Raw genomic sequence first — 13,235 nt, 5'->3', positions numbered from 1 at the left:
CCCTTATTTGATGGTTCCGTAGCCGAGAATGTCCAGTTTGACCTTGATGTTGAGATCGGCCTTCTTGTAGAGGGCCAATCCTTTTTCCCGCGTCCATTTCCCATGGTATTTCTGCCGGAGGCTTTCCTCCAAGCCAGCCGGATCGACGCCCCATTTTTGATAGTTTTTCAGCATGGTTTTCGTTTCACTTTGAATCCGCTTTTCCATTTGTTTGACCAGCTTGGTGATCTGCGGACGCTTATCCAAGTTTTTCTTTCCATCATAGCCGACGACCACGCCGCGCAGTTCCAGGTCGATATGAATGACCGGCTTTTTCGTATTGCCATTGCTCCGCACTTTTGATTTCGACCAGACGAAGTCGAAAATGATCTCTTCCATGTCGGCGTTCTCCTCCGCAGCGTCCGGGCCGCCAAACCCGAACTTGACGCGGGGGAGCCGCTTGCGTCCCAACAAACATTGCACCAGCTTCCCTTCGCGCTGCGAGTACAGTCCAATCATCTTGTCCTTTCGCAATAACGCAACTTGGGCAATCTCGATGCTCCCGTCTTGCTTGACCAAATACGGCAAATTCGGATCGCCTATATTGCTGGTCATCATGAAGACAAAATCGTGAATCGTGGAAAAAGACGAAAACGCCGTCTCCACTCTCGGACGCAGCAAGTCGTTCAAATACGTGTTGATTTCCGGCTTGTTCTTGTACTTCCCTCTGATGACATCCTCTACTTTGCCTTTGACGATGGCGATAAACACGTTTTCGCCCACAATCGGATTCCGGTACAAATCGAGCACGACTTTGCCAATCCCGCTTTTTCGGGCAAGCTCCTCGCTGAACAAAATGACGCGCAGCTGCGATAAAGTAATCGTCCGCTCCACTTTGGGAGCCAACGCCAGCATCGCTTCACTGGTCATCGAAGCCTGGGTCGCATAAATTTGCGTCGTTTCCTTGCCTTTTGCCGGAACCGGAATGGAGACCAGCACCTTCATTTGCGTATCGTCGACATAGTCGAACCCCATCACGCCGATCATCGCCATGTCTTCAAGCGCCGGACGTTCATATTCGGCTGCACAGCCCGCAAGCGTGCAGGAAAGGAGTGCGATCAAAAAGAGCCAGCTGCTCCATCTCATGACACCTTCTCCCCCCTTCCTCGCCGCAAAGCGTGCAGCATCAGCAAAAAGATCGGCCACAAGATCAAGCCGTACGCGAAGTAAACAGTCAACTGGTCATACAGGTAGCGTTGCGCTTCCACGGACAGAGGGCCGCGAATCATAAAGTAGGAAATCGCGGACGGCAACAAGAGATGCCATAAGCGACGTTTCCCCGCCAATTGTTCCATCCCCGTACGCGCCATCCACAAGTACGCGGTCGACGTGCTGAGAATGAGAAACACCCACAGACCGATTCCCAAATTTTCTACCCGCTCCAAAAAGGACAGCTCGACAGCCTTGAACAGATTCAAAATCGGGTAGACGAGATTCGCCACCTGCCATTCGGAAAAATACGCCACACTCGTGAGCAGCACCAACACGTAGAAGAAAACGACCGTCCATACGCCGATCAACACATGGCGCCGCGCTCTGTTCTTTTCGATGATAAACGGGTAGTAAATCAACAAAATTTCGTACCCCAGCATACTGCCTGAGGATTGGTTAAGCGCATCAAGCACACTGGCCAGATCGGTATTGAAAAGCGGAAAAATATGCGACAGCCCGCCTTTTTGAAAACCGTAATGCAGCAACACCAGCATCCACCCCGTAAAAAACAGGGCCAGCAGGCAAAACCTCGCTACGAGCTTGATTCCGCCGTTCGTAATGTACATCATGACGAGTGTCAAACCAAGCAACGGCATGGTGATCGTCTGGTTGTTGAGCATCGAGGTTTGCAAAAGCCGGACGTATCCTTCATTCGCTGTCGATGTGTTCAGGATGGCGTAGACGATGACCAGGACGTTCAGGCAGCTACCCAGCCACTTCCCCAGCAACTTTTCATGAATCCCGAACAGCGTATCTCCCGGGTAGCGGCTGCACAGCGCGATCATCGGAAAGACCGTCAGCGTCACAATGATTCCGAGCAAAATCGGCGCCATCCACAAGTTATAGCCCATTTTGCTGGCAAAATGAGAAAGCGACAGCAGGTTGACGCCGACCATTGAATTGATGATCAGCCCGATTACATGGATCGGATTCAGGCTGTGAATCTTTCCTCTGTCCATCTATCTACTCCTCACCAACGGGCCGCGCCTGTTTGCGTTTTGCTCTGGACATGCGGTTGCGATAGACGATGAACTTCATCGGCGCGCGCACCAGGCCATTAAACAAATCCGTCCACTGGCGCGGCACACCCGGAGCCATGTAAGGAGTGCCCAAAGAAGTCAGGTTGAGCAAATGCGCAAACAAAAAAGCAAGCATCAGCATCTGACCGTACATCCCCATCATGCCTGCCATCAAAATAAAGCCGAAACGAACGAGACGAATCGCGTTGCTCATCAAAAAATTGGGCGGAACAAACGAAAGCAGGGCCGAGACGGAGACGAGAACAATCAAGATGTTGCTGGCCAATCCCGCTTGAACGGACGCTGTTCCGATGACAATCCCGCCCACGATCCCGATCGTCTGACCGATTTTCGTCGGCATGCGTATCCCGGCTTCACGCAAAATCTCGATAACCAGCTCAATGAAGATCACTTCGATGACCGGAGGAAAAGGCACCTGGCTGCGCGATTCAGACAAAATCGTCAGCAAGGCGGGAGGGAGCATTTCCGGGTGAAAAGTCAGGACGGATACGTAGCTGGAAGTAAGCAAAATCGTCACAAACAGCCCGAAAAAGCGGATCATTCGCAGCAAGCTCGCCGTTGACCAGCGATTGTAGAAATCCTCGGGGCTGCTGAACATCTCCAGAAAAGAGGCCGGGCAGATCGCCGCTTCAGGGCTTCCGTTCAGCATAATGATGATTCTGCCATCCAGCAGTGCCGCTGCCACATTGTCCGGGCGACTGGTCAGCCCGAACTGGGGAAACGGCGAGTACGGCTTGTCTTCGAGCATTTGTTTCAAAACAGGCAGTCCGACGAAGCCTTGATACTCGACGTTTTGGATGCGTGTCTTCACGCGTTCGACGTTGATCTCGTTCGCGATATTTTCCAGGTACAGGACCGCTACCCGGTTTTGCGTCTCTGTGCCGATCGTGTAGGCGACAATTTTCAGGTTGGGCGTCGTCAATCTGCGGCGCAAGAGCGACAGGTTGATCTCCAGCATCTCCACAAACGAATCCTGCGGGCCGAGAACCGTCGCCTCGCTCTCCGACTTGGTAATCGCACGATGCTCGACCTGAAACGTATTGACGTGCAAAATAAGCTCCCGTTCCAGAAAAAACAGGATCGTATGGCCGCGCAGCAAATTGGCAAGCAGCAAGTCCAGGTTGCCTTCGCGACACGGCTGCGCGTAAGGAAGCACGGTCAACGGATTTCTGCCGTCCGAGCGCTGCAACGGCAAAAACACGTTTTCATACAACTGCGTCAGTTCCACCATCGTATCTAGAAAAAAAACGTGAACCTCTTCGTCATTGATCGTCAAAGCCAGGCTGCTGAGGTCATCCACGTTGTGCATTTGCTGTTTGATCATTTCCGGCGTGATTCGCTCGCCACGCGAAGGCGACGCGCCACGGCTCTTGGCTTGTGCCACTTTGAATACTTGCGCTCTCCACCAATCTGTCGGCTCCATCTTGAATCCCCCGATCTACAGGAAAATCCTTCTTACTTTGACCGATAGGTGGTGATTTTATCCATCCATAGGCGTTTTTATCCATGCAAAAACGGGAGCCTCAGCCCCCGCTTCTCGCCTTCTCATGCTATACTGTTCTCGTTTAGGCAAACTGCTTCGACAGATTCGCCATTTCAATCGCAGCCGCAGCGGCCTCCCAGCCTTTGTTGCCTGCTTTCGTTCCAGCACGCTCAATCGCTTGCTCGATATTGTCTGTCGTCAGCACGCCGAAAATAACCGGAATCCCTGTGGACAGCGACAAGGAAGCAACTCCTTTGGCCGCTTCGTTGCACACGTAATCAAAGTGCGGAGTTGCGCCGCGAATCACGGCGCCCAGCGTCACTACCGCGTCGTAACGGCCGGATTCGGCCATTTTTTTGGCAATCAGCGGAATTTCAAATGCGCCTGGCACCCATGCCACATCGACGTTTTCCTCTTCCACACCGTGGCGCTTCAAAGCATCGAGAGCGCCGCCAACCAGCTTGCTGACGATCAGTTCGTTAAATCGCCCTGCTACAATCCCTACGCGCAGTCCTGTCCCTACCAGATGTCCTTCAAATGTTCTCATTCCGTTCACTCTCCTTTTCATTATAGGTGGAGCAAGTGCCCCAGCTTCGTTTGCTTGGTTGTCAAATATCGCTGATTGTGCGGTTGCGCCTGCATTTGCAACGGCACTCTTTCTTCTACTTTCAGCCCGTAGCCGTCCAGCCCGCGAATTTTGCGAGGATTGTTGGTCAAAAGGCGCATCCTGCGCACTCCGAGGTCGCGAAGAATTTGCGCACCGATCCCGTACTCTCGCAAATCGGCCGCAAAGCCCAGCTTTTCGTTTGCTTCCACCGTATCAAGCCCTTCCTCCTGGAGCTTGTACGCCTTGAGCTTGTTAATCAGCCCGATGCCGCGTCCTTCCTGGCGCATGTACAAAAGAATGCCCGCGCCCTCCGCCTCGATTTGCGCAAGCGCAGCATGCAGTTGCGGCCCGCAGTCGCATCGCTCGGAGCCAAAAATATCCCCGGTCAGGCATTCGGAGTGCACCCGGACGAGAACCGGCTTGTCCGAGTCGATCTCGCCCTTGATGAGCGCTACGTGTTCTTTGCCATCTACTTCGTTCGTATAGGCCGCGATCCGAAAATCGCCGAAGCTCGTCGGGAGATTCACTTCGATTTCTTTGTGCACGTGCGATTCCGTGCGCATCCGATACGCGATCAAATCGGCAATCGTGATCAGCTTCAGCTCAAACCGCCGCGCAATCTCTACCAACTGCGGCAACCGGGCCATCGAGCCGTCTTCATTCATAATCTCGCAAATCACGCCTGCCGCAGCACTGCCAGCCATCTCCGCGAGATCGACGGCCGCCTCCGTGTGACCAGCCCGGCGCAACACGCCGCCCGCTTTTGCTATCAACGGAAAAATATGCCCCGGCTTGCGGAAATCTTCGGCTGTCTTCTGCTCATCCAGCATCGCCAGCACTGTCTGCGAACGCTCATGGGCTGAGATTCCCGTATGCGTGCTCGCCTCATCAATCGAGACGGTAAAAGCCGTCCCTTGCTTGTCTGTGTTGTCTTCGACCATCGGAGCAAGCTTCAATCTGGCCGCGCGCTCTTGCGTAATCGGCACGCAGACCAGCCCGCGCCCATGCGTTGCCATGAAGTTGATCATCTCCGGTGTCGCCGCCTCCGCCAGGCAGACGAAATCCCCTTCGTTTTCCCGATCTTCGTCATCCACTACGATAATCGCTTTCCCTTGGCGCAAATCTTCCAATGCCTCTTCTATCTGATGAAACATGGGACTTCCCTCCTCGTTCAGACAAATCCATTTTCCTGCAAAAAAGCCATGCTGATCGTCGAGCCTGCCGCTTGTCCGCTCCTTTGCTGGCCGCGATCGCCCAAAAGCCGCTCTACATACTTGCCGATGACGTCTGTCTCCAGATTCACCTGATCGCCTGCGCGCCGATCCTGCAAGCTGGTCTGCGCCAGCGTGTGCGGGATGATCGACACGCTGAAATGCGTATCCGCAGCTTCCACCACAGTAAGACTGATGCCATCCACGCAAATCGAGCCGCGCTCGATGACGTATTTCAACAGCTCCGCGCTCGCTTCGATCGTAAACAGCACAGCGTTGGCGTGCGGCTGTCGCGACACGATCGTGCCTGTCCCGTCCACGTGCCCGGAGACGATATGCCCGCCAAAACGGTCGCCCAAGCGCATCGCCCGCTCCAGGTTGACTCGCTGGCCCGCTCGCAGATGGCGCAGGCTCGTCTTTTTCATCGTTTCCGGCATGACGTCGACCTGAAAATGCCGCTGCGTAAACGAAGTAACCGTCAGGCAAATCCCGTTGACTGCGATGCTGTCGCCCAGCTGCACACCTTCGAGCACCCGCTGCGCCCGGATCACGAGCTGACTCGCCTGATCGTTGCCCGTGAGCGATTCCACCGTGCCCAGCTCTTCTACCAGTCCGGTAAACATCGGCTTTCCTCCTCTTTTTACACGGTTTATAACATCGGAAAGCAGCCATCGGCCTCGGCAAAACAAAGCCGTCTGTCTCCGATTCGCTTTTTTGTCCTCACTCCCACTGTGGATAGCCGCTGATCCGCAAGTCCAGCTCATCCAGTTGCTCAACGGTCGGATTCGCCAGCTTGACCGCCTGATCCATCGTGGAAAAGCCTTGTCCTCCAAACGGTGTCGGCGCCTGACCACCGCCAATCATTTTCAGCGACACGTAGCTGATCACTTTTTGAATCGCCCGCGCCTGCAAAAACGCTCCGTTGACCGCGGCCCCGCCTTCGACGAGAAGCGAAGTGATTCCCCATTCGCCCAACGTGTCCAGCACCTCGTCCACCCTAATCTGCTCGTCTGCCACGAACAGCCGGATACCTTTTTCCGCAAAAGCCTCCTGCTTCGCTTGCGCCGCAGCTTTCGTCGTAAAAATCCAGGTGGGCGCATCCGCATTTTGAATCACGTTGGCCCCGAGCGGCGTGCGCAGCTGACTGTCCCAGATGACACGCACAGGCTGTCGCCCATGCGCTTGCCCGTCCAGTCTCGCCGTCAAAAGCGGATCGTCCGCAAGCACCGTGCCTACTCCGACCAGGATCGCGTCGTGCTGTCTGCGCAGCTCGTGCACTTCCCCCCGCGCCCGCGTACCCGTTATCCAGCGGCTGTGCCCGCTTTCGGTAGCGATCTTGCCATCCAGCGTGCTCGCTGTTTTGATCGTCACAAACGGACGCCGCGTCTTGATAAAGTGGAAAAAGACTTCATTCAGCTTTTTCGCTTCCGCTTCATGCACGCCGACAACCACTTCCACGCCTGCTGCCCGCAGCTTCTCCGCGCCTTTTCCCGCGACGAGCGGATTCGGGTCCAGCGTGGCGATCACGGCACGCCGGATGCCAGCCGCGATCACCGCCTCGGCGCACGGAGGCGTTTTGCCGTGATGACTGCACGGCTCCAATGTGACATACAGCGTAGCGCCAGCCGCTTTTTGCCCTGCCATCCGCAGAGCGTGCACTTCTGCATGAGGTTCGCCTGCACGCAAATGCGCTCCCATGCCTACTACCTCTCCGTTGTTTACCAGGACTGCACCGACGAGCGGATTGGGGCTCGTCTGACCGTTTGCCGAGCGCGCCAAATCCAGTGCCAGCGCCATGAACCGCATGTCCTGCTCCATGTAAACCTCCTCTTTCATGCACGGATTCCAGCCAATGCAAAAAGCCCTCGAAACCACTAGCGGCTCAGGGCATAAGGAAAGAAGCCTTATCGCATCCGTTTTTTGCAAAAGGGATGCCAAAAAGCATGGTCAGCTCTTCTTCCATCCGGACTTTACCGTCGGCTCTGGATTTGCACCAGATCAGTCGCTAAACCGTAACGATCAGCGAGTCGCGGGCTTTAGACGTACATACGTCATTACCGCCGGTCGGGAATTTCACCCTGCCCTGAAGATTTTGCGCTATGCAGTTTTCCAATAAAAAACGCCCACGAGCAAACGATACTCAGGACGTAGGGAAAGAAGCCTCATGACAGTTCTGTTTTTGAAAAAACAGCCGCCGAAGCTATTGTAAGACACCTTCTCCCATCCGGACTTTACCGTCGGCCTTGGATTTGCACCAAGTCAGTCGCTATCCATACAGCAATAGCGAGTCGCGGGCTCAGACGTGCGTTCGTCATTACCGCCGGTCGGGAATTTCACCCTACCCTGAAGGCTGGTATTCAGTTAGGCACAGTATAGCACACATTTCTCGTCAACTGTCACTTTTTTAGGTGGAAGTGTCCTTTTCCTGCTCTCCGCGAGCGCGGCTACAAAATGTCCAGCAGCTCGCGCAAGTCCGTGATGTACGCTCGCGGCGACACTTCGTTGCGCTCCATGTCCGCCCGCTCTCCCTGATACGCGATAAACGCCACTTCCCCGCCGTGCGCCGCTTTTCCGTCAATCCAGGAATCTCCGACCATCGTCCACGCCGTAGCAGACCAGTTGGGGTATTGGGCGCGGATGTAGTGAATCCCGGACGGATGCGGTTTGAGTGTCGTCATCTGCTCGCGCGCGACAATCTCCTGGAAACAATCGGCGATTCCCGTATGATTCAGCGCTTCCTCGGCGGCTGCGTAGGCATTGTTGGTCAAAATGAACAAATGATACCGTTCCTTTAGGTGGGCGAGCACTTCCTTGACGTGGTCTTCCAGGACAGCCTCGTGCATCCCTGCTTTTTCAATCGCGGTTACAGCCTCCCACATCGTTTGCTCAAGCTGACTCGTCATCCGGCCCGACTTTCTGCCCATTTCGATCAATTGCGAAGCGGTGTGGCTGCGCCAGTCAAAAGTCGGCTCGCACAGCCCATGCTCAGCCCACAAGGTAAAAATGGCCTGCTTCATTTCCAAAAAGTTGATTTTGGATTGCAGCAACGTATTGTCCATATCGAAAATGATGCCTTTTATCGACGCTCTGGTCATTGTCGGATCTCTCCCCCTTTTGCCAATGATTATTTGGTCAAGTATACCAAATTAAGAACGTTCGACTAGATGCGAAAACGGGAATCAGGACTTTTTCCAATCGCAAAAGCTCGTGAACGACGCCTAGACGATCGACGATAAAAACATCATCATCCAGGGACAGGACCAGGAGAAAAACACCTCATGGAACATGATCGACGGACCGCTCAGCAGCCAGGAGGGCGTGATTGAGCTGACCGTCACCTGGGGTGAGCTGTAGATTTCCCCGACACCTTTTCACGGAACGAAAAAAGCGACAGCCCGCTGCTGCCGCTTTTTTTTCCCGTCATTCGCCAAGTCCGCTATGGCGCATCGTCTGCCCCTTCCATTTGCGCCCGGGGCACATCCGGCTTGCCCTCCGGATTGTTGTACAAATACTGCGGCACATCCCCGATAATCAGTGAATGTGTGATCGGGATTTTCGTGGTGATCGTCTGCTCCTCGGTGGCAAACGGGATGACAATCTGCAAGTCGACCTCCACGAAAATGTAGACGGTTGCGAGCACCATGTTGATGCCCGCCTCCTTCAACTCTGTCTCCAGCTTTGTTTTCACAGAGCCGATCGGTACAAAAGTGACAGGCAAATTCGGTCCCATCTGCGCCAAAAACGTATTTCCTGTCGCCAAGCCAAGCGGAATGGTGCGATCGACTTTTTCCGTCTCAAATTCCTGAAGCTTGTTCTGCACTCGTGAAGTAGTCTCGCCGACAATTCTCGCGTATTCCCTAAAGTTAAACTGGTACGCCTGAATCTGCCCTTCGTTGTTCTTCTCGATCTTGACGATCTGGTTGAAATCGACGCCCTGCTGGGAAATTCGTTTGGTGACTGCGTCCGTAATCGCTTCTTTTGCCAATTGCTCTGCTTTTTGGGTTGCCAGGATCAAGAGCGTCGGTTCCAGCCGTTGCTGCAAAAAGACGAGCGACTGAATCGACAAAACCACAAAAATAACCAGCGCAATCAAAAACGCTTTCGTTCGAGAAAGCGGGTTCCTCCAACGCCGACGGGGTCGAAATATGGCCAATCCCGTCACCTCCCAATTGGTACATCCTATGGTAGGAGAAGGGAAAAAAGACTACCCGCGACGAGAGTCGGCAACACCCCCGCTTTTCTGCACGTACACGCCCAGTCCGACGAGCGCAAAAATCAGCAGCACCTGTGCACAGACAACCAATCCGAACAAACCGCACGCCGCCGTTAACAGCGGTGCGCCAAGAAAACCGATAAAAAAGCCGCTGCGGCCGAGAAAGCCCTGCACCCCGAGCACCTTGCCGCGCACTTCATTTTTGGCCTGCTGCAAAAGCGTGCCCTCGTACACCTGTGCCGCCCCGCTCAAAAGCCCGGCGCAACCGAGCAACAACAGCACCGCCGCCGTCCAATCGGCAGCAAACGCCGCCACGACCAGCAGCGCCATCAGCCCGTATGCGCCAAGCAAGCCACGCCAAAAATCAACGGAAAAACGGACGGCGAAGTAAGCGCCAACCAGCCCGCCTGCGCTCATCGCGGACCACATCAGTCCGTGCAGGGTAGCATCGCCACGGCTTAGCCCATCGGCCAAAAACGGCAAGCCGTAGTTGTGCGCGGCCGTACTGATCGCCAGCGGCGCAGCCAGCAGACTGACCGCGAGCAGCACGGGCGCTCCTTGCAAATATACGAAAGCTGCGCGCATCCCGCCGCTTGCCGTTTCTTTCCCTTCGGCTTTTTCCGCCTTGTCCGGCGTAGCTCTGCTCTCCCAGCGCATCCGCGTCAAAATTGCTGCCGAAAACAAAAAGCTCGCAGCGTCTGCTCCAATGACGAGTGCATAGCCGACATGATCGGTTAACAAGCCGCCCAAAAGGAAGCCGACAATGCCGACAAACGATTCCAGCCTCACCTTGAGACTGTTCACCCAAGCCAATTTTTCCGGTCCAAACATCTGCGGCAATGACGCCTGGAAGCTGATCGCAAACAGCGTGTACAGCATCCCTTTGAGAAAAGCCGCCGCGACGACAACGTATGGATGCGGAATGAGCAAAATCGCCAGCAAAGCCAGCCCCGCTCCGATGTCGCTTGCGATCATCGCCTGTCTTCTGTCCATCCGGTCTGCCAATATGCCAGCAAACGGGCTGAACAGCATTCCGCCCACCTGTCTGGCGACAAAAAAAGCCATCAGCCAAAACGCGCTATGTTCAAACGTAAAAATCAAGGCGCTGCACGCGATCAAGTCCATTCGCGATCCGAGCGAGGACAGCGCATTGACGTACAAATACTTTTTCATGTTCATGTGTACCAAACCTCCTGTTGATCACAGGCGGTTCAGACTGACGCCCCCATCTACGGGGTGCGTACACTGATTATGGCAGTTGACATGCGCATGCCTCCTCGTGTGTAAGTGTGTAAAATCATGACTCGTTTTTGTTCTGTCACTTTCGACGGGGGCCGTTCCTTAACCGTCTATGTGCGGCAACTCATGCCGTACTCTCATCATAACGGGACGCTCCTATCTTGTCATGAAAAACGGGAAAACCTTCGCAAAAAAATGGCGCTTCTCCTACGTCAGACTGCTTCTGTCTTTCATATGGTAAGGGGGAAGATCTTTTTTGCCCTGGAGGTTTGTCATGAATCTGGAACGATTGGAACGTGCCTTTGGCTCCCTTGTTTGCCCCAGTCCTACCGAATTGAGGCAGGCTGTCGCTTCACTCGCGCTCTGCCCAGACGATATCGCGTCACTCGTTCCCCAACCGGAACAGCTTCCATATGGCCGCAAGATTTTGTATCTCACGCCTCACGTAGAGGTCGTTCTCATCCATCTTCCTGCCAGGCAGGAGTCCATCCCGCACAACCATGGCGACTCGTTTGGCTGGGAGTGGGTCATATCCGGCACGCTCACCAATGTCGTCTACCTCCCGGCTGACGGCGAAGACGAAGTTTTTCGGGCACAAACGACGCATGTCAGCGCAGGAGATTGCTATTACGTCGCTCCCGGCGAGATTCACGCCATTCGCAACAACACAGACGGACCTGTCCTCTCGCTCAATGTGTATACGCCCCCGCTGCAAAACTCCCGTCAGTACCGCGCCGTCCAATCCCCCACGTAGGATTGGAAAAGTTACAAAAAAACCAGTACACCGCCAAAAGAGCGGTCGTACTGGTTTTTCGCGTCTACAAATTTTCCGTAATCTCGGACAGCTCATCAGCAGAGCTGGCTACTTGCGCCACTGCCTGGTTCATGTCTTCCATGACTTTGAAGAAGTTTTCCAGTTCTTTTTGAATGTGCGTGCTCTGCTCCTTGCTGTCTGCTACAGCGCCGATAATTCCTTCGAAAAACGCGTTCGTCTCATCGGTCATTTTGCTGCTCGACTGAACAAGCCCTTGAATTTCCAGAACGACCGAAGACAGCACTGTTGTTTGCTGGTTCGTTTTCTCAATCAGCTCCCGCACGCCGAAGACAGACTTCTTCGTCTGCTCCGCCAGCTTGCGCACCTCGTCGGCCACGACCGCAAAGCCTCGCCCCTGTTCGCCCGCTCTCGCCGCCTCAATCGCAGCGTTTAGGGCAAGCAGATTCGTCTGCTCGGCTATCGCCGTTACCACATCGACGATCCCGCGAATTTTTTCGGCATTGTCCTCCAGCGTGTTCATTTCCCCGGAGATTTGCCTCACGCTTTGCTGAATCAATCCCATCTGTTCTTGCTGCTTTTCCAGCTTTTCCTTGCCCTCCCGGGACAGCTCCTGCGCCTTGCTGGAAAATCCGGTGCCGTTTTCGGCATAGCGCAGCATCTCGCGCGACTGCTCCGTCAACTGCTCGACGGACGCGCTGTTTTCTTCCGATACCGCTGCCAGCTCATGGGCGGAATTGGTCAGCATGATCCGCAGCTCATCTTTTTTGTCCTGCTCGGCACGCCGAACACGCTCATGCTCGTTCTCGTACTCTTCCAGCACAATTTGCTGCTCGATGTTGAGAATTTTGGTCACCGCCGTAAGGGCCACCATCAGCTCGTTCTTGTCGGCAATATGCTTGTTCAAGATGTCCATAATCGAAACGAGCAGATTTTGGAACGCGCTCATGTACCATTTCGGTTCCAGTCCGATTCGCATATGTATGATGGCAATCTTGCTGCGCTGCTCGATGTAAGCAGCATCTATACAGCCATTGAACATTTCGGTGATGTGCCGGGTCAGTGTCCCTTTCAGTCTTTGAATCGTGCTGTTCTTGTCCACAATGTCCATGAGCAATGGCTCAGTTTCGATATTCGAATAAAAGAAATCTACAATTTTGTCAATATTTTGAATGATGAGCGGTTGAAGCGCTTTGACGATCGACAAGTCCTCCTCTGTCAGATGAATCAGAGCCAGTTGCCTGGAGAGGGTGTTTTGTCCTTGAAGCTTTACCTTCCCTTGTTCCTTGTGATCCTGGAAAAACGACTCCTTTTTGGCTTTTCCTTTTAATCCAAACAGGCTGGAAAATGGACATGTACTCATACGCCGAACTCCTTTTGACCGATTAAAAAATGGCTGGAATTACCATATTAGGTAGA

The 13,235-nt window shown here is 54.2% G+C and carries 12 protein-coding genes and 2 riboswitches; of the genes, 1 reads left to right on the top strand and 11 read right to left on the bottom strand.

Annotated features, from left to right (window positions below):
• Positions 1–3 precede the first annotated feature (3 nt).
• The 10 genes from EDM60_RS13765 to EDM60_RS13720 all read right to left on the bottom strand — a co-directional run bounded on the left by EDM60_RS13765 (position 4) and on the right by EDM60_RS13720 (position 10,984).
• Positions 4–1,125 (bottom strand): Ger(x)C family spore germination protein, encoded by a 1,122-nt coding sequence (locus EDM60_RS13765; RefSeq protein ID WP_122964492.1) that lies wholly within the window; start codon positions 1,123–1,125, stop codon positions 4–6.
• Positions 1,122–2,210: a GerAB/ArcD/ProY family transporter gene (locus EDM60_RS13760; protein WP_122964491.1), complete on the bottom strand. Its 1,089-nt coding sequence runs from the start codon at positions 2,208–2,210 to the stop codon at positions 1,122–1,124. Before EDM60_RS13760 ends, EDM60_RS13765 begins: the two co-directional genes overlap by 4 nt.
• A 4-nt stretch (positions 2,211–2,214) precedes the next feature.
• The gene (locus EDM60_RS13755) at positions 2,215–3,714 is read right to left on the bottom strand and encodes a spore germination protein (protein ID WP_122964490.1); all 1,500 of its coding nucleotides are present in this window, start codon (positions 3,712–3,714) and stop codon (positions 2,215–2,217) included.
• A 142-nt stretch (positions 3,715–3,856) separates the two neighbouring features.
• On the bottom strand, positions 3,857–4,321 hold the full coding sequence (ribH, locus tag EDM60_RS13750; RefSeq protein WP_122964489.1) for a 6,7-dimethyl-8-ribityllumazine synthase: 465 nt from the start codon (positions 4,319–4,321) through the stop codon (positions 3,857–3,859).
• A 20-nt stretch (positions 4,322–4,341) separates the two neighbouring features.
• The gene (locus EDM60_RS13745; RefSeq protein WP_122964488.1) at positions 4,342–5,535 is read right to left on the bottom strand and encodes a bifunctional 3,4-dihydroxy-2-butanone-4-phosphate synthase/GTP cyclohydrolase II; all 1,194 of its coding nucleotides are present in this window, start codon (positions 5,533–5,535) and stop codon (positions 4,342–4,344) included.
• A gap of 17 nt (positions 5,536–5,552) precedes the next feature.
• Complete coding sequence (locus EDM60_RS13740; RefSeq protein WP_122964487.1) at positions 5,553–6,215, bottom strand: riboflavin synthase; 663 nt, start codon at positions 6,213–6,215, stop codon at positions 5,553–5,555.
• 97 nt (positions 6,216–6,312) lie between these two features.
• Positions 6,313–7,410: a bifunctional diaminohydroxyphosphoribosylaminopyrimidine deaminase/5-amino-6-(5-phosphoribosylamino)uracil reductase RibD gene (gene ribD / locus EDM60_RS13735; protein WP_122964486.1), complete on the bottom strand. Its 1,098-nt coding sequence runs from the start codon at positions 7,408–7,410 to the stop codon at positions 6,313–6,315.
• 129 nt (positions 7,411–7,539) lie between these two features.
• Positions 7,540–7,687, bottom strand: a riboswitch (FMN riboswitch).
• A gap of 113 nt (positions 7,688–7,800) precedes the next feature.
• Positions 7,801–7,947: riboswitch (FMN riboswitch) on the bottom strand.
• A gap of 89 nt (positions 7,948–8,036) precedes the next feature.
• On the bottom strand, positions 8,037–8,687 hold the full coding sequence (locus tag EDM60_RS13730; protein WP_122964485.1) for an HAD family hydrolase: 651 nt from the start codon (positions 8,685–8,687) through the stop codon (positions 8,037–8,039).
• A gap of 341 nt (positions 8,688–9,028) precedes the next feature.
• Positions 9,029–9,754 carry a sporulation protein YunB gene (yunB, locus tag EDM60_RS13725; protein ID WP_122964484.1) on the bottom strand — a complete coding sequence of 242 codons (726 nt, stop codon included), beginning with the start codon at positions 9,752–9,754 and terminating at the stop codon, positions 9,029–9,031.
• 42 nt (positions 9,755–9,796) lie between these two features.
• Complete coding sequence (locus EDM60_RS13720; protein ID WP_122964483.1) at positions 9,797–10,984, bottom strand: MFS transporter; 1,188 nt, start codon at positions 10,982–10,984, stop codon at positions 9,797–9,799.
• Positions 10,985–11,318: 334 nt separating this feature from the next.
• On the opposite strand from EDM60_RS13720, the gene EDM60_RS13715 reads away from it, so the two are divergent.
• Complete coding sequence (locus EDM60_RS13715) at positions 11,319–11,798, top strand: cysteine dioxygenase (protein ID WP_122964482.1); 480 nt, start codon at positions 11,319–11,321, stop codon at positions 11,796–11,798.
• Between the two features lie 64 nt (positions 11,799–11,862).
• On the opposite strand, the gene EDM60_RS13710 is transcribed toward EDM60_RS13715, so the two are convergent.
• Positions 11,863–13,179 (bottom strand): globin-coupled sensor protein, encoded by a 1,317-nt coding sequence (locus EDM60_RS13710; RefSeq protein ID WP_122964481.1) that lies wholly within the window; start codon positions 13,177–13,179, stop codon positions 11,863–11,865.
• Positions 13,180–13,235 lie beyond the last annotated feature (56 nt).

Source organism: Brevibacillus parabrevis (genome assembly GCF_003710905.1).
In the GTDB taxonomy this organism is placed as follows: Bacteria; Bacillota; Bacilli; order Brevibacillales; family Brevibacillaceae; genus Brevibacillus; species Brevibacillus parabrevis.
The sequence above is the reverse complement of the archived record's forward strand: the minus strand, read 5'-3'. Positions and strand labels throughout refer to the sequence as shown.

What these genes read in the sequence shown, in the direction of transcription:
- EDM60_RS13745 (WP_122964488.1), bottom strand. Translation starts at nt 5,535, where the DNA reads ATGTTTCATCAGATAGAAGAGGCATTGGAAGATTTGCGCCAAGGGAAA.
- ribD (WP_122964486.1), bottom strand. Translation starts at nt 7,410, where the DNA reads ATGGAGCAGGACATGCGGTTCATGGCGCTGGCACTGGATTTGGCGCGC.
- EDM60_RS13760 (WP_122964491.1), bottom strand. Translation starts at nt 2,210, where the DNA reads ATGGACAGAGGAAAGATTCACAGCCTGAATCCGATCCATGTAATCGGG.
- ribH (WP_122964489.1), bottom strand. Translation starts at nt 4,321, where the DNA reads ATGAGAACATTTGAAGGACATCTGGTAGGGACAGGACTGCGCGTAGGG.
- EDM60_RS13740 (WP_122964487.1), bottom strand. Translation starts at nt 6,215, where the DNA reads ATGTTTACCGGACTGGTAGAAGAGCTGGGCACGGTGGAATCGCTCACG.
- EDM60_RS13720 (WP_122964483.1), bottom strand. Translation starts at nt 10,984, where the DNA reads ATGAACATGAAAAAGTATTTGTACGTCAATGCGCTGTCCTCGCTCGGA.
- EDM60_RS13715 (WP_122964482.1), top strand. Translation starts at nt 11,319, where the DNA reads ATGAATCTGGAACGATTGGAACGTGCCTTTGGCTCCCTTGTTTGCCCC.
- EDM60_RS13730 (WP_122964485.1), bottom strand. Translation starts at nt 8,687, where the DNA reads ATGACCAGAGCGTCGATAAAAGGCATCATTTTCGATATGGACAATACG.
- EDM60_RS13765 (WP_122964492.1), bottom strand. Translation starts at nt 1,125, where the DNA reads ATGAGATGGAGCAGCTGGCTCTTTTTGATCGCACTCCTTTCCTGCACG.
- EDM60_RS13755 (WP_122964490.1), bottom strand. Translation starts at nt 3,714, where the DNA reads ATGGAGCCGACAGATTGGTGGAGAGCGCAAGTATTCAAAGTGGCACAA.
- EDM60_RS13710 (WP_122964481.1), bottom strand. Translation starts at nt 13,179, where the DNA reads ATGAGTACATGTCCATTTTCCAGCCTGTTTGGATTAAAAGGAAAAGCC.